The 21,966-nt window shown below is 70.1% G+C and carries 15 protein-coding genes, 2 rRNA genes and 2 pseudogenes; 17 read left to right on the forward strand and 2 right to left on the reverse strand.

The window, feature by feature from the left end; all coding sequences use genetic code 11:
- The first annotated feature begins 150 nt into the window (after window positions 1-150).
- A 23S ribosomal RNA gene (locus O7553_RS10630) occupies window positions 151-3,255 on the forward strand.
- A 71-nt stretch (window positions 3,256-3,326) separates the two neighbouring features.
- A 5S ribosomal RNA gene (rrf, locus tag O7553_RS10635) occupies window positions 3,327-3,443 on the forward strand.
- A 503-nt stretch (window positions 3,444-3,946) separates the two neighbouring features.
- Here rrf and O7553_RS10640 read toward each other — a convergent pair.
- On the reverse strand, window positions 3,947-4,633 hold the full coding sequence (locus O7553_RS10640; protein ID WP_281554637.1) for a hypothetical protein: 687 nt from the start codon (window positions 4,631-4,633) through the stop codon (window positions 3,947-3,949).
- A 51-nt stretch (window positions 4,634-4,684) separates the two neighbouring features.
- On the opposite strand from O7553_RS10640, the pseudogene O7553_RS10645 reads away from it, so the two are divergent.
- Both O7553_RS10645 and O7553_RS10650 read left to right on the forward strand, forming a co-directional pair.
- Window positions 4,685-5,278: pseudogene (locus O7553_RS10645) on the forward strand (Replicase polyprotein 1ab); the annotation flags it as partial.
- A gap of 77 nt (window positions 5,279-5,355) precedes the next feature.
- A complete protein-coding gene (locus O7553_RS10650; RefSeq protein ID WP_281554638.1) occupies window positions 5,356-6,396 on the forward strand; it encodes an HAD-IIA family hydrolase in 1,041 nt (346 codons plus the stop codon).
- A 104-nt stretch (window positions 6,397-6,500) separates the two neighbouring features.
- Here O7553_RS10650 and O7553_RS10655 read toward each other — a convergent pair whose 3' ends face one another.
- Window positions 6,501-6,839 carry an SCP2 sterol-binding domain-containing protein gene (locus O7553_RS10655; protein ID WP_281554639.1) on the reverse strand — a complete coding sequence of 113 codons (339 nt, stop codon included), beginning with the start codon at window positions 6,837-6,839 and terminating at the stop codon, window positions 6,501-6,503.
- Window positions 6,840-6,984: 145 nt separating this feature from the next.
- Here O7553_RS10655 and O7553_RS10660 point away from each other — a divergent pair, with 145 nt between their 5' ends.
- The 13 genes and pseudogenes from O7553_RS10660 to O7553_RS10720 all read left to right on the forward strand — a co-directional run bounded on the left by O7553_RS10660 (window position 6,985) and on the right by O7553_RS10720 (window position 21,940).
- The gene (locus tag O7553_RS10660; protein ID WP_281554640.1) at window positions 6,985-7,473 is read left to right on the forward strand and encodes a hypothetical protein; all 489 of its coding nucleotides are present in this window, start codon (window positions 6,985-6,987) and stop codon (window positions 7,471-7,473) included.
- The gene (locus O7553_RS10665; RefSeq protein ID WP_281554641.1) at window positions 7,470-7,727 is read left to right on the forward strand and encodes a hypothetical protein; all 258 of its coding nucleotides are present in this window, start codon (window positions 7,470-7,472) and stop codon (window positions 7,725-7,727) included. Before O7553_RS10660 ends, O7553_RS10665 begins: the two co-directional genes overlap by 4 nt.
- A 26-nt stretch (window positions 7,728-7,753) precedes the next feature.
- Window positions 7,754-8,572 (forward strand): TlyA family RNA methyltransferase, encoded by an 819-nt coding sequence (locus O7553_RS10670; protein ID WP_281554642.1) that lies wholly within the window; start codon window positions 7,754-7,756, stop codon window positions 8,570-8,572.
- A 29-nt stretch (window positions 8,573-8,601) separates the two neighbouring features.
- Window positions 8,602-9,498 carry an NAD kinase gene (locus tag O7553_RS10675; RefSeq protein WP_123604586.1) on the forward strand — a complete coding sequence of 299 codons (897 nt, stop codon included), beginning with the start codon at window positions 8,602-8,604 and terminating at the stop codon, window positions 9,496-9,498.
- Window positions 9,499-9,545: 47 nt separating this feature from the next.
- Window positions 9,546-11,303 (forward strand): DNA repair protein RecN, encoded by a 1,758-nt coding sequence (gene recN, locus O7553_RS10680; protein ID WP_281555565.1) that lies wholly within the window; start codon window positions 9,546-9,548, stop codon window positions 11,301-11,303.
- A 96-nt stretch (window positions 11,304-11,399) separates the two neighbouring features.
- A complete protein-coding gene (gene steA, locus O7553_RS10685; RefSeq protein WP_281554643.1) occupies window positions 11,400-12,578 on the forward strand; it encodes a putative cytokinetic ring protein SteA in 1,179 nt (392 codons plus the stop codon).
- A gap of 50 nt (window positions 12,579-12,628) precedes the next feature.
- Entirely contained in the window at window positions 12,629-13,564 is a 936-nt protein-coding gene (locus O7553_RS10690; RefSeq protein WP_281554644.1) for a copper transporter, read from the forward strand.
- Window positions 13,565-13,590: 26 nt separating this feature from the next.
- The gene (locus O7553_RS10695; protein WP_281554645.1) at window positions 13,591-14,448 is read left to right on the forward strand and encodes a hypothetical protein; all 858 of its coding nucleotides are present in this window, start codon (window positions 13,591-13,593) and stop codon (window positions 14,446-14,448) included.
- Between the two features lie 13 nt (window positions 14,449-14,461).
- Complete coding sequence (locus O7553_RS10700) at window positions 14,462-16,111, forward strand: lipid II flippase MurJ (RefSeq protein ID WP_281554646.1); 1,650 nt, start codon at window positions 14,462-14,464, stop codon at window positions 16,109-16,111.
- On the forward strand, window positions 16,108-17,301 hold the full coding sequence (locus tag O7553_RS10705; RefSeq protein ID WP_281554647.1) for a glycosyltransferase family 4 protein: 1,194 nt from the start codon (window positions 16,108-16,110) through the stop codon (window positions 17,299-17,301). Before O7553_RS10700 ends, O7553_RS10705 begins: the two co-directional genes overlap by 4 nt.
- Window positions 17,301-19,406, forward strand: a pseudogene (locus O7553_RS10710) (hypothetical protein); the annotation flags it as partial. The gene O7553_RS10705 and the pseudogene O7553_RS10710, both read left to right, overlap by 1 nt.
- A gap of 180 nt (window positions 19,407-19,586) precedes the next feature.
- The gene (locus O7553_RS10715) at window positions 19,587-21,287 is read left to right on the forward strand and encodes a CTP synthase (protein ID WP_281554649.1); all 1,701 of its coding nucleotides are present in this window, start codon (window positions 19,587-19,589) and stop codon (window positions 21,285-21,287) included.
- Window positions 21,287-21,940 (forward strand): NUDIX hydrolase, encoded by a 654-nt coding sequence (locus O7553_RS10720; RefSeq protein WP_281554650.1) that lies wholly within the window; start codon window positions 21,287-21,289, stop codon window positions 21,938-21,940. The genes O7553_RS10715 and O7553_RS10720 overlap by 1 nt, the downstream gene beginning before the upstream one ends.
- Window positions 21,941-21,966: the final 26 nt, after the last annotated feature.

Here is a 21,966-nt window from a genome sequence, read left to right on the forward strand (position 1 = left end):
GAACAGGCCACGTGGTGGGTTGTTGTCTCTGGTGCCAGGCGCGGCCTGGTCTTGCATACCGGCCATCGTGTGTGGTGGTGCTGGTGTGGGGCTGGGGGTTGCGGGTTGGTCGTTTGTTGAGAATTACACAGTGGACGCGAGCATCTTTGTGGTCAAGTTGTCAAGGGCGAACGGTGGATGCCTTGGCACTAGGAGCCGATGAAGGACGTGGGAGGCCGCGATAGGCCTGGGGGAGCTGTCAACCGAGCTGTGATCCCAGGGTGTCCGAATGGGGAAACCTGGCATCAGTCATGTGGTGTCACCTGCACCTGAACTCATAGGGTGTGTGGAGGGAACGCGGGGAAGTGAAACATCTCAGTACCCGCAGGAAGAGAAAACAATAGTGATTCCGTGAGTAGTGGCGAGCGAAAGCGGATGAGGCTAAACCGGCTGCGTGTGATACCTGTCAGGGGTTGCGTGGTCGGGGTTGTGGGACTCTGCTGATCGGACTGACATTCGGTCGAGAAGTGATAAAGCCAGTTGTTAGCTGAATGGTGTGGAAAAGCCAGCCGTAGACGGTGATAGTCCGGTAGGTGAAAACTTCTGGTCTTCTGTGGATGTTCCCGAGTAGCGGCGGACCCCTGAAATCTGCCGTGAATCTGCCAGGACCACCTGGTAAGCCTAAATACTTCCTAGTGACCGATAGCGGACGAGTACCGTGAGGGAATGGTGAAAAGTACCCCGGGAGGGGAGTGAAATAGTACCTGAAACCGTTCGCCTACAATCCGTCGGAGCCTTTCGGGGTGACGGCGTGCCTTTTGAAGAATGAGCCTGCGAGTTAGTGGCATGTGGCGAGGTTAACCCGTGTGGGGTAGCCGTAGCGAAAGCGAGTCTGAAGAGGGCGTTTGAGTCGCATGTTCTAGACCCGAAGCGGAGTGATCTAGCCATGGGCAGGCTGAAGCGCGGGTAAGACCGCGTGGAGGGCCGAACCCACCAACGTTGAAAAGTTGGGGGATGACCTGTGGTTAGGGGTGAAAGGCCAATCAAACTCCGTGATAGCTGGTTCTCCCCGAAATGCATTTAGGTGCAGCGTCGCGTGTTTCTTGCCGGAGGTAGAGCACTGGATGGTCTAGGGGGCCTACAAGCTTACCGAAATCAGCTAAACTCCGAATGCCGGTAAGTGAGAGCGCGGCAGTGAGACTGCGGGGGATAAGCTTCGTAGTCGAGAGGGAAACAGCCCAGATCACCAGCTAAGGCCCCTAAGCGTGTGCTAAGTGGAAAAGGATGTGGGGTCGCTTAGACAACCAGGAGGTTGGCTTAGAAGCAGCCACCCTTTAAAGAGTGCGTAATAGCTCACTGGTCAAGTGGTTCCGCGCCGACAATGTAGCGGGGCTCAAGCACACCGCCGAAGCTGTGGCATTCACGCGTGTACTTCGCTGATCCTTTTTGGGTTGGTGCAGGTGTGTGGATGGGTAGGGGAGCGTCGTGCCGGGGGTGAAGCAGCGGGGTGACCCAGCTGTGGACGCGGCACGAGTGAGAATGCAGGCATGAGTAGCGAAAGAAGGGTGAGAAACCCTTCCGCCGGATGACCAAGGGTTCCAGGGCCAGGCTAATCCGCCCTGGGTGAGTCGGGACCTAAGGCGAGGCCGAGAGGCGTAGTCGATGGACAACGGGTTGATATTCCCGTACCCGCGAAGGAGCGCCCATGATGAACCTCGTTGTGCTAACTGCCCGAACTTGGTGAGGTTTTCGGACTGATCTGAGGGAGCGCGGGAACCTGGCGGGTAGTAGTCAAGCGATGGGGTGACGCAGGAAGGTAGCTGATCCCGGCCGGTGGTTGTGCCGGGGTAAGCGTGTAGGCTGCATCATAGGTAAATCCGTGGTGCGTGAGGCTGAGACGTGATGCCGAGCCGATTCAGGTGAAGTCAGTGATCCTATGCTGCCGAGAAAAGCCTCTAGCGAGCTTCTAGCGGCCCGTACCCCAAACCGACACAGGTGGTCAGGTAGAGAATACCGAGGCGATCGGGCGAACTGTGGTTAAGGAACTCGGCAAATTGCCCCCGTAACTTAGGGAGAAGGGGGGCCGGAGACGTGAAGCTCTTTTCGGGTGGAGCGTTGTATGGCCGCAGAGACCAGGGGAAAGCGACTGTTTACTAAAAACACAGGTCCATGCGAAGAAGTAATTCGATGTATATGGACTGACGCCTGCCCGGTGCTGGAACGTTAAGGGGACCGGTTAGCTCTTCGGGGCGAAGCTGAGAACTTAAGCGCCAGTAAACGGCGGTGGTAACTATAACCATCCTAAGGTAGCGAAATTCCTTGTCGGGTAAGTTCCGACCTGCACGAATGGCGTAACGACTTTCCTACTGTCTCAACCACAGGCCCGGCGAAATTGCATTACGAGTAAAGATGCTCGTTACGCGCGGCAGGACGGAAAGACCCCGGGACCTTTACTATAGCTTGACATTGGTACTCGAATTAGCTTGTGTAGGATAGGTGGGAGACTGTGAAGCTGGTACGCCAGTATCGGTGGAGTCGTTGTTGAAATACCACTCTGGTTGATTTGGGTTTCTAACTTCGGACCGTGATCCGGTTCAGGGACAGTGTCTGGTGGGTAGTTTAACTGGGGCGGTTGCCTCCTAAAGGGTAACGGAGGCGCCCAAAGGTTCCCTCATCCTGGTTGGCAATCAGGTGTTGAGTGTAAGTGCACAAGGGAGCTTGACTGTGAGACTGACAGGTCGAGCAGGGACGAAAGTCGGGACTAGTGATCCGGCACTTGCGTGTGGAAGCGGTGTCGCTCAACGGATAAAAGGTACCCCGGGGATAACAGGCTGATCTTCCCCAAGAGTCCATATCGACGGGATGGTTTGGCACCTCGATGTCGGCTCGTCGCATCCTGGGGCTGTAGCAGGTCCCAAGGGTTGGGCTGTTCGCCCATTAAAGCGGTACGCGAGCTGGGTTTAGAACGTCGTGAGACAGTTCGGTCCCTATCCGCCGCGCGCGTAGGATACTTGAGAAGGGCTGTCCCTAGTACGAGAGGACCGGGACGGACGAACCTCTGGTGTGCCAGTTGTCCCGCCAGGGGCACGGCTGGTTGGCTACGTTCGGAAGGGATAACCGCTGAAAGCATCTAAGCGGGAAGCTCGCTTCAAGATGAGGTGTCCCACCCACTTTGTGGGGTAAGGCTCCCAGTAGATGACTGGGTTGATAGGCCGGAGATGTAAGCCAGGTAACTGGTTCAGTTGACCGGTACTAATAGGCCGAGGACTTGACTTCGAAGATGTACGCGTCCACTGTGTGATTCTGGGCAAACGAACACTTGTGTGTGTTTGGTTTGTTGTTAGGGTTACGGCGGTTATGGCGGAGGGGAAACGCCCGGTTACATTCCGAACCCGGTAGCTAAGCTCTCCAGCGCCGATGGTACTGCACTCGTGAGGGTGTGGGAGAGTAGGTCACCGCCGGACATCTTTACAGTTGAGGGCCGCTCCCTGCGGGGAGCGGCCCTCAACTGTGTCTGCCCGCCGTACTTCGGTTGGGCGGCATCAGGGAGGATGGAGTCGTGAACCCAACTGGGCAGGATGGCGACCGACCTCGGCGCGCCGACGAACGATCCGGTCGTGCCGGCGGCTCCAGCCGCGGCTACGGCGGCAGCCGAGCCGACCGTGGCGACCAGACCCCGCGCCGGGACGGCCACGACACCGGGCGGCGCGGTGGTGAGCGCGGTGCGGGGCAGTTCCGTTCCGACCGCCGGCAACCGTTCCCCGACGAGCGTCGAAGTGGTGCCACCGGTAACGACGGTGACCGCCGCCGGGGCGGTTGGGACAGTGACCGCCGACAGCCCGACGACCGCAGGGCCGGCGGCCGTGACCGTGGCTACGTGCGCCGCGACGAGTCCGGCTCAGGCCGCGAACCGTCCGGTTTCCGCCGCCGCGACGATGGCGGTTTCCGGCGACGCGATGACAGCGCATCACGGGCGCCGCACCGGGACCGACGCGGCGACTGGGAGCCGGCCAGCCGCCGTGACGACGACCGCCGGGGCGGCCGAGGGGAACCCGGTGGCGCTGCGGGGGACCGAACCGGCGGTTTCCGCGGCGACCGTGGGCACCGGGCCGACGACGGCCGCCGCAGCGGGCCCCGCGACGACCGCGGCTTCCGCGGCGACCGCCGGACCACGGGTGGGGACGGTGGCGACCGTCGGCCCGACCGTGGCGGGTTCCGGGCCGGGGGACCTCGCGCACAGCATGCCGACGGTGAGCGTCGCTTCGATGCTGGGCGGGGACGGGATGAGCGGCGCTTCGAGCAGCGGGGCGGTGACCGACGCGCCGGGCAGGGAGACGAGCGGCGCGACCGTTCCTACGGTGATCGCCGGTCGGGCAGCTTTTCGACCCCCGGCCGACCGGTTGACCGGCGAAGCCCCCGCTCCGAGGAACGGCGCCCCCGATTCGGTGACGCCGGCCGGTCCCGTGACGACGGCGCGCCGGGGCAGTTCCGTAGGCGTACGGACGGTCCGACCGACCGGCCCTTCCGACGGGACCGTTCCCCGGAGGCCTCCGCCGCGCCGTACCGTCGGCGCGACGAGGACGGTGCCGACCGCGCGGCCGAACGGACGCCGCCGCCGGAGTTGTCCGACGACATCCTCGCCACCGATCTGCACACCGAGATCCGGGCCGAACTGCTCGGGCTGGCCCGACCAGTGGCCGACACGGTGGCCCGGCACCTCGTCGCCACCGGCCAGCTGCTCGACGAGGAGCCGGAGACGGCGCTCGCCCACGCCCTGGCGGCACGTCGGCTCGCCGCCCGCATCGCGGCGGTACGGGAAGCGGTCGGGCTGGCCGCCTACCGGGCCGGGCAGTGGCAGACCGCCGTGGCTGAGCTCCGGACCTACCACCGGATGACCGGACGTCAGACGCACCTCGCCGTACTGGCCGACTGCGAACGCGCCCTCGGCCGGCCGGAGCGGGCGATCGACATCTACCGTGGCGCGGATCGCGCCGGCTTGGACCCCGCTGCCGCCGTCGAGCTGCTGATGGTGGCTGCAGGTGCCCGCAGCGATCTTGGCCAGCCGGCTGCAGCGGTGGCGATGCTGCAGGTCCGGGAGCTGGCCGTGGAGTCCGCCGACCCCTGGGTCTGCCGGCTCCGCTACGCGTACGCCGACGCGCTGCTCAGCGCCGGGCGTAAGGACGAGGCCCGGGAGTGGTTCGCCCGAGCGGCCGAGGCCGACGCGGAGGCAGCAACCGACGCGACCGAGCGCCTTCTGGAGATCGACGGCGTGCTGCTAACCGAGGACGAGTCCGACGATGAGTCCGACGACGAGCCGGCCGCCACGTCGCACCCCAGCAGCTCACCTCCCCTGAGCGCGGAAGAAGAGCGGCCCTGATGACCCGAACCGACGACGCCACCGCTCCGCGCTGTGGGCTGTCCGCCGCATACGATCTGGTGATCTTTGATCTCGACGGGGTGATCTACCTGATCGACCGGCCCATCCCCGGGGCGGTCGAGGCAGTGGATCGGCTGCGGCAGGCCGGCCTGCCGGTCGCGTACGCGACGAACAACGCCTCCAGACGTTCGACCGACGTCGCCGCGTTGCTCAGTGGCATGGGAGTGTCGGCAACTGCCGACGAGGTGGTGACCTCGGCCGGTGCGACCGCCGCGCTGTTGGCACAGCAGTACGGTCCAGGTGCCAAGGCGCTGGTGGTGGGCGCGGACGCGCTGCGTGACGAGCTCACCGAAGCCGGGTTGGCCCTGGTCGCGTCGGCCGATGACAAGCCTGCGGTGGTGGTTCAGGGGTATGGCCCCGGGATCGGGTGGGCCGACCTGGCAGAGGCATCGGTGGCGATCAGGGGCGGTGCCGACTGGGTGGCGACGAACACCGACCGGACCCTGCCCAGTGCCCGGGGACCACTGCCCGGTAACGGCTCACTGGTCGCCGCGCTGCGCACGGCGCTGAACCGGGAGCCTGACCAGGTCGTCGGCAAACCCGAACCGGGTTTGTTCGTCGGTACCGCTCGGCGTGCTGGTGCCGAACGGCCGCTGGTGGTCGGTGACCGGCTGGATACCGACATCGAAGGGGCGAACCGCGCCGGCATGGCGAGTCTGCTCGTGTTGACCGGGATCAGCGACGCTCGGGAACTGCTGGCCGCCCCGCCGGCACGCCGGCCGACGTACCTGGCGGCGGACCTCGCCGGCCTGTTCGCGGCCGATGCCGCCCGGCCAATCGACGACGACCCGACGGACGGTGCCGGGTGGCAGGCCTACCGCCACGGCCCGGCGGTGCTCGTCCTCGACGGCACCGGCGATGACAGCGCGCAGGCGCTGCGGATACTCTGCCGGCACGCCTGGCAGGGTGACCCGGTGACCGAGGTGCGATCCGGGTCCGCCGTAGCCGAATCGGCGCTGCGTGACCTGGCGCTGGCGTGACCCGACGCGCTGAGGTGATTCGCCGCGGGACGCGGCCTACGCTGACCGGGGACCGGGTCGGCGGGTGAGCCGGGCCGGCGGACCTGGCCACGGAGCGGGGCGGTTCACAGCAGCTTCCTGAGCTTCAGCAGGTCGAACGGGCTGGCGCTGACCGACAGTTGTCGGGCCGCCAACGCGCGACCTACGTCGAGGTCGCCACGGACCAGCGCGAGTAGGTCGTCACTGCCGATGCTCATTGCGATCTTGGCCTTCGGGTCGTCCCCGTCGGCGAGGTCGACAAGACGACCATCGGTCAGCCGTCCGTGGAACGCGGTGCCGAGATCGGTGATCCGGCAGGCGAGGGTACGGTCAAGGTTGACTCGTTCGCGCACCTGGTCGGCGTTGCCGTCGAGCCGGGTGGCGAGCTCCCGCAGTGCCTGCCGACATTCGTCGACGCTGGCCACAATCGCACCTCCCGGGCTTCGTGTGGGTCGCGGCGGCCCGGCCGGACACCGCCGACCGGTGTTGCGCACAGGCACCGTACCGCACTGCGGCGTCGCGTCCCGGTAGCGTGTCAACCGAACATTTCCGCGGTGAAGGAGTCGGACCATGCGTGACGCCTGGCGGGCGTACCTGGAACTGGCCCTCGGCCTGACCGAGGCGTCCCGGAAGAAGGCCGAGCAGACCGCGCGGTCGTTGGTCGGCAAGGGCGGGGCGACCGCCGCCCAGCTACAGGCGGTGGCGGAGGACCTGCTGTCGGCCGGCACCGCGAACCGTGAGTCACTCACCCGGCTGGTGCGGGTGGAGGTGGACCGGGCACTCGGTGTGGTGGGACTGGTCAAGGCCGAGGAGGTCGTGGCGCTGCGGGACCGGATCGACCGGCTGGAGGCCGAGATGGAACAGGCCCGGAGCCGGGTGGCTGCAGCTTCGGCCGCCGCCGCAACGGCCGAGGCGGCGGTTCCGCCGTCGGCCGAACCAGCCGTGGCCAGTAAGCCGGTGGCGAAGAAGACCGTGGCCAAGAAAGCCGTGGCGAAGAAGGCTGCGGCCAGCAAGACGGTGGGCCGCAGGTCCGCGGACGGCCCGGCAGGTGGGCAGTGACCGGCCCAGTACCGGGGCCACCACCCGGCGTCCGGGTCGTACCGGCGCCACCCGTCGCGACCATCGCGCTAGCGGACGGCACAGTCGACGGCACCGACGGCAGTGCCGACACCCGGACCGGGCACCCGGCGGTCGACGCGGTCATCGAGGCGGTCCGTAATGCCGCTGGTCTGCCGCCCGCCGACCAGATCGCCCAGTTCGAAGCAGCGCACGGAACCCTGCAGGAAGCCCTCGCCACCATCGACCAGGCCTGACCGGCCGAGATCCTCCCCGGAGTCGCATGGCACGCCGTAACCGCCTCGATGTGGAGCTGGTCCGCCGCGGGCTCGCGCGGTCCCGCGAACAGGCCGCAGAGTTGATTTCGGCCGGGCGGGTGGAAGTGCGCGGAGTCGCCGCCGTGAAGGCCGCTGCGATGGTCGACCCGGCGGAGGCCGTCCGGCTGCTCGGTGAGAACCCGGCGGACGGTTACGTCTCCCGGGGTGCGCACAAGCTGATCGGCGCCCTGACCGGGACCGCAGTCACGGTCACCGGCCGGCGTTGCCTGGACGCCGGGGCCTCGACCGGCGGCTTCACCGACGTGCTGCTGCGGCGAGGCGCGGCCGAGGTGGTCGCGGTGGACGTCGGCTACGGACAGCTGGCCTGGTCGCTGCGGGGCGATCCACGGGTACGCGTCCACGAGCGAACCAACGTCCGTACCCTCACCGCCGACCGGATCGGCGGCCCGGCCGGGTTGACCGTGGCGGATCTGTCGTTCATCTCGTTGCGGCTGGTCCTTCCCTCGTTGGTTGCCTGCACCGAGCCGGACGGCGATCTGCTGCTGATGGTCAAGCCACAGTTCGAGGTCGGCCGGGAGCGGGTCGGTTCCGGTGGGGTGGTGCGCGATCCGCAGTTGCGGGCCGAGGCGGTGCTCGCCGTCGCGCAGGCCGGTGCCCAACTCGGCCTCGGCGTGTCTGCGGTGGTCGCCAGTCCACTACCCGGTCCGCGGGGAAATGTGGAATTCTTCGTCTGGTTCCGGGCCGACGCGCCGCCCGTCGACCCGCTCCGGGTGAGGGCTATCGTCGACGCCGGTCCGGCCACGGAAGAAGGTGGAGCGCGGTGAACGCGACAGTCCCGACCGGCGGGGCGCCGGTGGCACCCCGCGGTGCCAGAGCGGCGCTGCTGGTCACCCACACCGGTCGGCGGCGCAGCACCGATCATGCCCGGACCGTCGCCGCCGACCTGATCGAGGCGGGTTTCGAGGTACGGGTGGTCGCCGAGGAGGCCGACGATCTGGATCTGCCCGGGGTGCACCCGGTCGGTGGTCCGGCGGCTGCCGACGGGGTGGAGATCGTATTTGCGCTCGGCGGTGACGGTACCTTCCTACGCGCCGCAGAGCTGGCTCGCCCGGCGAAGGCCCCGCTGCTCGGGATCAACCTCGGCAAGGTCGGGTTCCTGGCCGAGGCGGAGATCGGTGATCTGGACCGGGCGGTCCGGCAGGTGGTGGCCCGGGACTACACGGTGGACGAACGGTTGACCCTGGATGTGCGGGCCGAGTTGGAGTACGGCGTCACCATCGACTCGTGGGCGTTGAACGAGATCAGTGTCGAAAAGGGGCAGCGCGCCCAGATGCTGGAGCTGATGGTCGACGTGGACGGCCGACCGTTGTCGCGCTACGGCGCGGACGGGGTGGTCTGCGCCACGCCGACCGGGTCGACCGCGTACGCGTTCTCGGCCGGCGGTCCGGTGGTGTGGCCCGAGGTCGAGGCGCTGCTGCTGGTGCCGATCAGCGCGCACGCGCTGTTCAGCCGGCCGCTGGTGACCGCGCCGAGCTCCACCTTCGTCATCACCGTCGATCCGTACACCACGTTCGCGGTGCTCTGCTGCGACGGTCGGCGGGTCTATGACCTGCCGCCCGGCGCGCGGGTGACAGTCCAACGGGGCGACCTGCCGGTGCGGGTGGTCCGGCTGCATCCGCGACCGTTCAGTGACCGCTTGGTCGCCAAGTTCGATCTGCCGGTCAACGGTTGGCGGGGTAACCGGCGCTGACCGCCCCGGGTAGTCAACGTCGCGGCCCGCTACTACTGTCGGTGGCTGTGCTGGAAGAGCTGCGCATCACCGGGCTGGGCGTCATCGAGGACACCACGCTGCCGTTGACCGGCGGCATGAACGTGATCACCGGTGAAACCGGGGCCGGCAAGACGATGGTGGTTACCGGGCTCGGGTTGCTGCTCGGTGGCCGAGCCGACGCCGGGCGGGTCCGAGCGGATCCTGGCCGGGCGGTCGTCGAGGGCCGGCTGCGGCTGGTTGGTGCCAGCGGAGCCGTGGTGCGTGAGCGGGTCGTCGACGCCGGAGGCGAGCCTGACGAGGACGATGTTCTGCTGCTCAGCCGAACGGTGACCGCCGAAGGTCGGTCCCGGGCGCACATCGGCGGCCGCAGTATGCCAGTGTCGGTGCTGAGCGAGATCGGTGCTCAGGTGGTCGCCGTGCACGGGCAGTCCGACCAGTTGCGGCTGCTGCGCCCGGCTGAGCAGCGGGCGTCGCTGGACCGGTTCGCCGGGGCCGACCACGACAAGCTGCTCGCGGCCATGCGGGAGACGTACGGCCGGTGGCGCCAGATCAGCGACGACCTGGCCGACCGGCGGCGCAACGCCCGTGAGCGTAACCAGGAAGCGGACCTGCTCCGGCTGGGTCTCGACGAGATCACCCGGGTCGATCCGCAGCCGGGCGAGGAGGACGCACTCAAGGCCGAGGCGCAACGGCTGGAACACGCCGAAGGGCTGCGTACCGCCGCCCAGCTCGCCGCCCTCGCTCTCGCCGGCGGTACCGAACCGGCCGACGACACGCCGGACGCGACCGGTCTGCTCGGTACCGCCCGCCGGTCGTTGGAGGCACAGGCCGCCGTGGATCCGGCGCTCGGTGAGCTGGCGGCCCGGCTGACCGAGGCGGCGACCCTGGTCGGCGACGTGGCGGCGGAGTTGTCCGGGTACCTGGCGGCACTGGACGCCGACCCGCAGCGGCTGCAGGTGGTCTACGAGCGGCGGATGGCGCTGCGTGGGCTGACCCGCAAGTACGCCGACGACGTGGACGGGGTGATCAGCTGGGCGGAGCGGGCCCGGTCCCGGTTGGCCGAGTTGGACACCTCCGACGAGCTGCTGGACGAGCTGGACCGGGAACGTGCCCGACTGGCCGACGAGGTGGCGGAGCTGGCGGCCCGGGTGTCGGCGGCCCGCCGACAGGCGGCGGCGCGTTTCGCCGAGTTGGTGAGCGTGGAGCTGGCCGGGCTGGCCATGCCGCACGCACGGATCGAGGTCGCGGTGCTCGCCCGGCCGGCGGGCCGGGGCGAGCCGACGCTGACCGTCGACGGTGTCGACGCCGGCGTCGGCCCGGATGGCGCCGACGAGGTCGAGTTGCGGTTGCTGGCGCATCCGGGTGCGCCGCCGCTGCCGTTGCAGCGGGGGGCCAGCGGCGGTGAGCTCTCCCGGGTGATGCTTGCCATCGAGGTGGTGTTCGCCGGCGCCGGAGGCCCGCCGACGTTGGTGTTCGACGAGGTCGACGCCGGGGTGGGTGGGCAGGCGGCGGTGGAGATCGGTCGTCGGCTGGCCCGGCTGGCCCGTAGCCATCAGGTGCTGGTGGTGACGCATCTGCCGCAGGTGGCGGCGTTCGCCGACCGGCATCTCGTGGTGGCGAAGGACACCGGGGGGGCGGTGACGACCAGCGGTGTGCGGATGGTCGAGGACACCGACCGGGCGCGGGAACTCGCCCGGATGCTCGCCGGGCTACCCGACTCGGATCTGGGTCTCGCGCACGCGGAGGAGCTGCTCGCGGTCGCCGCTCGCGATCGACGGGGTTGACCTGTCGGGGTCGGCCCGGTGTGTCTGACCTGCCGGTAGTGGCACAGCGGGCATGTCGTGTCGGTGTTCACCGCCCAACATGCCAGGATGGTAGGGATGCGTTTACCCACCTTGCGCCGGGCTCGTAATCCCGAGCCTGGAACGATCTCCGGCACGGCACGGCTCGATCGCCGGACGAAGCGCCTTGTCGGTCGGCTCCGGCCGGGTGACATCGCGGTCATCGACCACGTGGACCTGGACCGGGTCGCGGCCGACTCGTTGGTCGCCGTCGGCGTGGCCGCGGTCCTCAACGCCAAGCCGTCGGTTTCCGGCCGGTACCCGAACCTCGGTCCGGAGGTGCTGATCCAGGCCGGTATCCCGTTGGTCGACGGCCTCGGTGAGGACGCGTTCGAGAAGATCCGCGAGGGCGACACGGTGCGGGTCGACGGTGCCGAGGTCTTCGTCGGCGACGACCAGGTGACGTCCGGGGTACGCCAGGACGCGGATTCGGTCGCCCGGGCGATGGCCGAGGCCAGGGAAGGACTCTCGGTCCAGTTGGAGGCGTTCGCCGCCAACACGATGGAGTACCTCAAACAGGAACGGGACCTGTTGCTGGACGGGGTCGGCGTACCGGACATCGAGACCAGGATCGCCCGCCGGCACTGCCTGATCGTGGTCCGGGGCTACGACTACAAGGCAGACCTGGACGTGCTGCGGCCGTACATCCGCGAGTTCAAGCCGGTCCTGATCGGCGTGGACGGGGGAGCGGACGCGCTGGTCGAGGCCGGCTACACCCCCGATATGATCATCGGGGACATGGACTCGGTCACCGACGACGTGCTGCGCTGCGGCGCCGAGGTGGTCGTCCACGCCTACCGCGACGGCCGGGCGCCGGGCATGGACCGGGTCCGCGAACTCGGGGTGGAGTCGTTGACCTTCCCGGCGGCGGCTACCAGCGAGGATCTCGCCATGCTGCTCGCCGACGAGAAGGGCGCGTCGTTGATCGTCGCGGTCGGTACCCACGCCACCCTTGTCGAGTTCCTCGACAAGGGGCGGGGCGGGATGGCCTCCACTTTTCTGACCCGGTTGAAGGTTGGCGGTAAGCTGGTCGATGCCAAAGGGGTGAGCCGGCTGTACCGGCAGAGCATTTCCGGCTCGTCGCTGCTGCTGTTGGTGCTCTCCGCGATCGCCGCGATGGCGTCCGCCGTGGCGGTTTCCACGGTCGGTAAGGCCTATCTCGGGGTGGCATCCGAGTGGTGGGACAATTTCGTCTTCCAGTTGGGTCAGCTCTTCTAGCGCGGCCGAAACTTCTGGTCAGCGCAGACGGATCGGAGAAGGCGGCAAGTGTGATCAACTTCCGTTACCACGTGGTGTCGCTCACCGCGGTGTTCCTCGCCCTGGCGATCGGCCTCGTGGTCGGCACCGCTGCGCTGAACGGCCCGGTTGCCGATTCTCTGAGCGACAACGTGAATGCGCTCCGCAAGGACAACACGCAGTTGCGGGAGACAGTCAATTCGCTGCGCGAGGAGGTCAACCGCGAGGAGGACTTCGTCGCCGAGGCCGCGCCGATCCTGCTCGCCGACAAGCTGGCCGGCCGCCGGCTGCTGGTGATCTGCCTGCCCAGCGGTCGGGACCACGCTGAAGGCGTGATGGCCGCGCTCGACCTCGCCGGAGCGACGCTGACCGGCCGGATCGACGTGCAGGACAAGTTCGTCAACCCCGACAACAGCGTGGAGCTGCTGGAGCTCGCCACGGCGGCGGCCCGCCCCACCATCCCCACCACCGGGTTGCCCGGCAACAGCGACGGGGTGGAGACCTCCAGCGCTCTGCTGGCCAGCGCGCTGGTCGACCGGGAGGAGCCGCCGGCGGTCGAACCGGCGGACCTCGCGGCGCTGCTCGACGCGTACGGCGACGCCGGCTACATCACCGTCGAGCAGGAGGTCACCGGACCGGCCGAAGCGGTCGTCGTGGTCAGCGGGCAGCCGTACGTCGACCGGGACGCCGCCAAGAAGGACGCCGCGGTGGTCACCATGGTGGTGCAGTTCGACCGGGTCAGCCAGGTCGTGGTGGCTGGCACCGGCTCCAGCGACGGGAACCTGATCTCCGCGGTCCGCAACGACCCCACGCTGACCCAGTCGATCTCGACCGTGGACAACGGCAACACGACCGCCGGCCAGGCGGTGACGGCGCTCGCCGTGGCCGAGCAGTTCACGCTCGACCAGGCCGGGCATTACGGGCTCGGCGCGGGTGCCACGTCGTTGATGCCGAAACGTCCTGAATAGCGCCCTGTCGACGGAGTGAGCCCCTGATGTCGAACCGTGGCCCGCTGAGCCTGTTACTGCTCGGTGCCGCCGGCACCGTCGCAGCCCGCGTCGCACTGCGCACCGCCAAGCGGGTCGCACCCCGTGGCGCACTGGAGCGCACCAACTTCCGGGGCCGCTCGGTGAGCCTCGCCGGCGGACCGGCGCTCGCCGCCGCCGCGTCGACCGCCGCCGCGTTCGGAGCCGCGAGCCCGCCCGCCGCAGCGGCGGCGCTGGTCGCCGGTGCCGGTTCCGGAGCGGTCGGGCTCTACGACGACATCGTCGGCGCCCGACCGGACCAGCGGGCGGCCAAGGGCTTCGCCGGGCATCTCTCGGCGCTGCGGTCGGGCCGGGTGACCAGCGGGCTGGTCAAGATCGTGGGGGTCGGCGCCGCCGCCACCGTCGCGGCCGCGCTGCTCGCCGTGGACCGCCGGGACACCGCCCGCCGACCGGTCCTCCGGGCGGCCGACACACTACTCGGCGCCGGCGTGATCGCCGGCACCGCCAACCTGGTCAACCTGTTGGACCTGCGGCCCGGGCGAGCGGCGAAGGCCGGGCTGCTGATCGCCGCCCCGTTGCTGGCCGGCCTGACGGCGGGCACCGCCGCAGGGACCAGCGGTGCGGTTCTCGGGCTGCTCCGCGACGATCTCGACGAGCAGGTGATGCTCGGCGACTGCGGCGCCAATGCGCTCGGTGCCCTGCTCGGGGTCGCCGTCGCGCAGCGTACCGGGCCGGTCGGCCGCGCGGTCGTGCTCGCCGGGCTCGCCGGGCTGACGGCGGCGAGCGAGCGGGTCAGCTTCACCCAGGTGATCGCACGCACCCCCGGCCTGCGTGAGTTCGACGCCCTCGGCCGCCGGACACCCTGACCAGGACGCGGCAATGACCAATTCGGCGGTCGGCACCCGGGTCGCCGGTGCCGCGGCGCTGATCGCGGTGCTCACCGTGGCGAGCCGGCTGGCCGGGGTCGGCCGTACCGCGGTTTTCGCCTGGTCGGTGGGGCCGACCGCGCTGGGTGACATCTACACTGCCGCCAACACGATTCCCAACATCATCTTCGAGATCGTCGCCGGGGGAGCGCTGGCCAGCCTCGTGGTGCCGCTGCTCGCCGGTGCGGTGGCCGCCGGTGACCGTACCGCCGTGTCCGCGACCACGTCAGCGCTGCTCACCTGGACGCTCGGCCTGCTGATCCCGCTCGCGGTGCTGCTCGCGTTCGCGGCCGGGCCGATCGTGCGGCTGCTCGCCGCCGACGCCGGTGCCGCGCAGATCGACGCCGGCACGCTGATGCTGCGGCTGTTCGCCCCGCAACTTCCGCTGTACGGGATCGCCGTGGTGCTCACCGGAGTGCTGCAGGCACACCACCGGTTCGCCTGGCCGGTGATCGCCCCGCTGCTGTCCAGCGTCACGGTGATCGGCACCTACCTGACCTTCGCCGCCACCGAGGGACGGCTGGCCGACCTGCCCGGGGTGGGTACGTCAGGCCAGCTGCTGCTGGCCGCCGGCACCACCGGTGGGGTGGCCGTGCTGTCGCTGTGCCTGTTCGTGCCGCTGCGCCCACTGGGTCTGCGGCTGCGACCCGGCCTCCGGTTCGTCGGCGCGGCCCGCGACGCAGTCGGCGGGCTGGCGGCGGCCGGCGCGGTCACCGTCGGCGCGCAGCAGGTCGCCGTGCTGGTCGCGGTCTGGCTCTGCTTCGCCGGTGGCGCGCCGCAGGGCAGCGTCGTGCTGTTCATGCTGGCCCAGACGGTGTTCCTACTGCCCTGGTCGGTGCTCGCGGTGCCGCTGGCGACCGCCGCCTACCCGACCCTGGCCGCAGCCCACAGCCACGGGAACATCGCCGGGTACCGGTCCAACCTCGGTCCGGCCCTGCGCGGCGTGGTCCTGCTCTGCTGTCTCGGCGCGGCCGTCCTGGTCTCCGTCTGCGTCCCGGCTGCGGCCTTTCTGGTCCCGGCCGGGCAGGCCGGGACGCTGGCCGCCGGCGTCGCCGGCTTCGCTCCGGGCCTGATCGGCTACGGTATGTTCGCGATCGGCTCCAGGGCGCTGTACGCGGCCGGCCGCCCGGCACCTGCCACCGCAGCGGTGGCCGCCGGCTGGAGCTGCGTGATGGTCGCCGCCCCGGTGCTGTCACTGGTGCTGCCCGACCGCGACCGGGTCTTCGCCTTGGCGCTGGCCAACGCGCTCGGCATGTCGGTGATGGGGCTGCTGCTGGTCGCGGCCCTGCGCCGGGTCGCCGGTGGCGCCGCGCTGACCGGGCTCGGCCGGGCGGTGGCGACCGGTCTGGTAGCCGGCGTCGTCGCGGCGGCTGCGGGCGCCGGCGTGGCGTACCTGACCGGGCCGGGGTCGACCACCCCGAGCGTGCCCGGCGTGCTGCTGCAGGGCATGCTGTCCGGGGCGACCGGGTTGGCGGTCTTTCTCGCGGTGTCCCTGCCTGCGGACCGCCACGATCTGCGGCCGATGGTCGTTGGCGCGGTGCGCCGGACCCGGCGGCTGGCGGCCGGCCGGCGACGGGACGGGAAGGGGACGGAGTCGCGGTGAGTGATCCGACGGACGATCGCTGGGCCGGTACGGTCCTGCTGCTGATCGGCTCCAGCACGGGCGGTATCGGCCAGCACGTCGCATCCCTGAGCCGGGGCCTGGTGTCTGGCGGGGCGCGGGTGATTGTGTGCGGTCCGCTCGCCGTCGAACAGCAGTTCCGGTTCACCGCGTCCGGTGCCCGGTTCGTCCCGGTGGAGATCCCGGCCAACCCGACCCTGGCCGACGCCCGCGCGGTGACCGCGGTCCGCCGCGTCCTCGCCGACGGGGTCGACGTGGTGCACGCGCACGGACTACGCGCCGGGTTCGTCGCGGCGCTCGCCCGACCGTCCGCGCCGATCGTGGTGACCTGGCACAACAGCATCCTCGTCGGCGGGCTGCGGGGTCGACTGGCGCGGCTGGTCGAGCGGCGGGTGGCGCGGGCCGCCCGGGTGACCCTCGGTGCCTCGGCCGACCTAGTCGAGCGGGCGGTGGCGCTCGGCGCGCCTGACGCCAGGCTCGGCCCGGTTGCGGCGCCGGAGTTGCCCGCGCCGAGACGCAGCCGTGCCGCAGTGCGCGCGGAATTCGGTGTCGGCGCCCATCAACCGCTGGTGCTCTCGGTCGGCCGGCTGCACCCGCAGAAGCGCTACGACCTGCTGGTCGACGCCGCCGCCGGATGGCGCGAACTGACTCCACCGGCGCAGGTGGTGATCGCCGGCACCGGGCCGAGCTACCTGTCCCTGGCGGCGCAGATCTCGGCGGTACGGGCACCGGTCACCCTACTCGGCCACCGTCATGACGTGTCCGACCTGCTGCTCGGCGCCGACCTGGCGGTCGTCTGCAGCGACTGGGAGGCTCGACAGTTGTTCGCCCAGGAGGCGTTGCGGGCCGGCGTACCGTTGGTGGCGACCGCGGTCGGCGGGCTGCCCGAACTGGTCGGCGACGCCTGCCGGTTGATTCCACCCGGCGACCTGGCCGCGCTGGACGGCGCCGTGCGCGAGTTGCTGAGCGACCATCAGCAGCGGGCCGACCTGGCCGACCGTGGACCCCGGCGAGCCGCCGGCTGGCCAAGCGACGCGGACAGTCTCGACCTGGTCCGCGCTGTCTACCGGGAGCTGACCGGCGGGCGGGAGGTAGCCGGCGGGCAGTCGGTGCCGGGCCGCCGTGCCGGGCCGACCGACCGCGACGACCGACCGGTGGACGGGAGCGGCTGATGCGTCACCGGATCGTGCCGCTGCTGCTGACGTCGATGCTGCTGGCCGCCGGCGTGGCGGCACTGGCCGACCGGCCGGCGGTGGGTACCTCCGGTCGCAGCGCGGACTACGTGGTCATTGTCGGAGTGCCGGGCCTGCGCTGGGACGACGTCGACCGGCGGACGACGCCGACGCTGTGGCGGCTGGCGGAGCAGGGCTCGATCGCCGCACTGGCGGTGCGGTCCGCGCAGCGGCCGACCTGTCCGGCCGACGGGTGGGTCACCCTCGGTGCCGGCAACTACGCGGCGTACGACGGGATCACCGGCACCACCGGCGACGGCACCTGCCCGCTGGCGCAGATCGCCGTCGAGCAACCTGACGGCATCGGTGGATACCTGACCTCGCAGCCCGCGACGGTGCGCCTCAATCAGGAACGTCTCACCTGGGGTGCGGTGCCCGGCGCGTTGGCCGAGTCGGTGCGGTGCACGGTGGCCATCGGGCCGGGTGCCGCGCTGACCGCCGCCCGGCCTTTCGGCCGGGTCGACCGCTACGAGCCGCAGCTCCCGCCGGACCCGGCGGACCTGCTCGCCTCCTGCGTGTTGAGCGTCGTTGACGCCGGAGTGGTTGCCGGTTCCGACCCGACCGAACGGGCAGCCGCCGCACGGCGGGCCGACGAGACGCTGGCGCGGGTTCTGGCGGCTCGCCCGCAGCGCTCACTCGTGCTGGTCGCCGGGCTGGCCGACACCGGCGCACCGACCCGGCTGCACGTGGCGGTCGCCGACGGTCCCGGCTGGGAGACGGGTTGGATGACGTCGCCGACCACCGGCCGGGACGGCTACCTGCAGTTGGTGGACCTGGCACCGACCGCGCTGCACGTGCTCGACCGGGATCAACCCGACGGGCTGTTCATCGGCCAGCCGGCGAGTTCGGCACCTGGCCGGCCGGAGGACCTCGCGACGGCGATCGCGTACCCGGCCGACGCGGACCGGGAGGCCCGCGCCCAGCGGCGCGCCGCGGTCTGGTTCTTCGGCCTGCTCGCCGGGTTCCACACCGCACTCGCCGTGGCCGTCGTACCGTTGCTGCGCCGGGTGCGCCGCACCGCAGGGCGGCCTGGCCCGGACCCGGTCACTCGGCGGGCCAACGCCGTCATGGAGGTCCTGCTGATCGCGGCCGCGCTCGCCATCCCGGCGGCGCTGCTCGCCGAGGTGGTGCCCTGGTGGCGCAGCGGCCGGCCCGGCCCCGCGTTGGCCGTGGCGACGGTGCTGGTGGTCGCCGCCGCGACGGCGGCGGTCCGGATCAGCCGTTCCTACCGACGCACGCTCGCCCCGATGACGCTGGTCGCCACGATCGCGGCGGCGGTCGTCGCCGCCGACGTGCTGACCGGCGCCAGGCTGCAACTCAACGGCGTAGCCGGATACTCCGCCTCCGAAGGCGGTCGCTACGCCGGGCTCGGCACGGTGGGACTGGGGGTGCTGATCGCCGGCACCCTGCTGGCCGCCGGCTGTCTGGCCCAGCGGGTCCGGCGTGGTTGGCGGGTGACGGTGGTGGTCACCATCGGTGGTGCCGCGGTGATCCTGGTCGGCAGCCCCTACCTGGGTGCCGACCCGGTCGGAGCGATCGCGTTGACCGCCGGAGTGGCGGTCACGGCGGCGATCAGCACCGGGGGTTGGCTGAGTGTGCCCAGAGTGGCGTGGGCGACGGTCGCGAGTCTGCTGGTGACCGCCGGCTTCGCACTGCTCGATTTGCAGCGGCCGGAGACTGAACGGGGCAGCTTGGGACGGTTCCTCACCGCACTGGCCGACGGCACCGGCGGGCTCACCCTGCACCGTTCCTCGGCGGCCAACATGTCGGCCCTGCTGAGCAGCCCGTTGACGGTGCTGACGCTGGTCGCGGCGGTACTCGTGTGGTTCGCCCTGCTGCAGCCGTGGGGCGGGCTGAAACGGCTGTTCGGCATCTATCCGGCGGTGCGGGCGGCGATGGCCGGCATCGCCGTGTCGTCGGTGATCGGCGGCGGTCTTGCGGGTTCTGCGCTGGACGTGGCCGGTGCGGCGGCGGCGGTGACCGTGCCGTTGGCCGCGTTGGTGGCGTTGCGGGTGCTCGGGCACTCGGCGGACCGGACCAGACCGTCCACCGGCCAGACGGGCCCGCCCGGCCCGGCCGAGCAGAGCCCGGCGAAGGCACCCGACGAGGTCAGCGGGTCCGCTGTTTCGGCAGGTGTTACCGTGGAGTCCCGTGGATCGCGCCAGCAGCTTCATCAGTGACGCGCCGGTCTGCACGACCAGTCAGACGACCCACGGGAGCACGCCTTGGCCCCTTCGACACAGACGGTACGGCACATTTTCGTCACCGGGGGCGTCGCGTCCTCACTCGGCAAGGGGTTGACCGCATCCAGTCTGGGCAACCTGCTCAGCGCTCGCGGACTCCGAGTGGTGATGCAGAAGCTCGACCCGTACCTCAACGTCGACCCCGGCACGATGAACCCCTTCCAGCACGGTGAGGTGTTCGTCACCGACGACGGCGCCGAAACCGATCTCGACGTGGGGCACTACGAACGGTTCCTCGACCGTGACCTGTCCTGCAAGGCCAACGTGACCACCGGTCAGATCTACTCCGAGGTCATCGCCAAGGAACGCCGGGGCGAGTACCTCGGCGACACGGTGCAGGTGATTCCGCACATCACCAACGAGATCAAAGCCAGGATCCGGGCGATGGGAGAGCCCGACGAGCACGGGTTGATCCCGGACGTGGTGATCACCGAGGTGGGCGGCACCGTCGGCGACATCGAGTCGTTGCCGTTCCTGGAGGCGATCCGCCAGGTCCGTCACGACGTCGGCCGGGACCGCTGCTTCTACCTGCACGTGTCGCTGGTTCCCTACCTGGTGCCGTCCGGCGAGCTCAAGACGAAGCCGACGCAGCACTCGGTCGCCGCGCTGCGCAGCATCGGTATCCAGCCGGACGCGATCGTGTGCCGCTCCGACCGGGAGATCCCGGACAAGTTGAAGCACAAGCTGTCGCTCTACTGTGACGTGGACCGGGAAGCGGTCATCGCCGCCCCCGACGCGCCGAGCATCTACGACATCCCGAAGGTGCTGCACCGGGAGGGCCTCGACGCCTACGTGGTGCGCCGGCTGGGTCTGTCCTTCCGCGACGTCGACTGGACCAGCTGGGACGACCTGCTGGAGCGGGTGCACCATCCGCGGCACACCGTCACCGTGGCGCTGGTCGGCAAGTACGTCGACCTGCCGGACGCGTACCTGTCGGTGACCGAGGCGATCCGGGCGGCGGGTTTCGGGCACCGGGCGCGGGTGCAGATCCGGTGGGTGCCCAGCGACGAGTGTGTCAGCCCGAACGGTGCCGCCGCCGCGCTCAGCGGGGTCGACGGGATCGTGATCCCGGGCGGATTCGGGGTGCGGGGCATCGAGGGCAAGATCGGCGCGGCCCGGTACGGGCGGGAGAACGGCGTCCCGGTGCTCGGGCTCTGCCTCGGCCTGCAGTGCATGGCGATCGAGGTGGCCCGCAACGGTGCCGGTCTGGCCGGTGCCAACTCCGCCGAGTTCGACGAGGAGGTTGAACACCCGATCATCGCGACCATGGCGGACCAGGAGCAGATCGTCGCCGGCAAGGGGGACATGGGCGGCACGATGCGCCTCGGCGGGTACCGGGCGCTGCTGGCTGAAGGCTCGATCGTCGCGCAGGCGTACGGGGCGACCGAGGTCAGTGAACGGCACCGGCACCGCTACGAGGTGAACAACGCGTACCGGGAGGTGTTGGAGAAAGCCGGGTTGCGGATCTCGGGCACCTCGCCGGACGGCCGGCTGGTCGAGTTCGTCGAGCTGGACCGGGCTGAGCACCCGTTCTTCGTCGCCACTCAGGCCCACCCGGAGCTGAAGAGCCGCCCGACCCGGCCGCATCCGCTGTTCCATGCCTTCGTCGGTGCGGTGATCACGTATTCGGAGGCCGACCAGTTGCCGGTGGATCTGGCGCCGGCCCCCGGAGGCCAGGCCTGATGCGGGAGCACGGGCCGGACGCCGAAGACGGCTCGGGCGGTCACGTCTACCGGGTGCTGTCGCGGACCGACCGGTTCTCCGGCCCAATCTTCTCGGTGGTCAGCGACGAGGTGACGATGCCGGCTGGCGGTGTGGCCAGGCGGGACTACGTACGGCATGTCGGCGCGGTCGCAGTGGTCGCGCTCGACGAGGCCGGACGGGTGGTGCTGGTCCGTCAGTACCGCCATCCGGTCGGCCGGCAGCTGTGGGAACTTCCCGCCGGCCTGATCGACGTCGCCGGGGAGGAACTGCCCGCCACCGCCCACCGGGAGCTCGTCGAGGAGGCCGACCTGACCGCCGGTCGACTCGATCTGCTCGTCGATGTGCACCCGTCGCCGGGATTTTCGGACGAGACGGTCCGGATCTTCCTCGCCCGGGACCTCACCCCGGTGCCGGAGCAGGACCGGCACCATCGCCACGACGAGGAGGCGGAGCTGCAGGTCCACCTCGTCGACCTCGACGAGGCGGTCCGGATGGTACTGGGCGGCGAGATCACCAACGGTCCGGCGGTAGCCGGTCTGCTGGCTGCGGCCTGCGCCCGGCAGACGGGGTGGGCGGCGTTGCGTGCCGTCACCGAACCTGCCCCGCGCCCGCCCGGCGGCGCGGCGCGCTGACCCGGCGGCCGGCGAACGGCGGCCGG

The sequence above is a fragment of the Solwaraspora sp. WMMA2059 genome (assembly GCF_027497315.1).
GTDB lineage: Bacteria > Actinomycetota > Actinomycetes > Mycobacteriales > Micromonosporaceae > Micromonospora_E.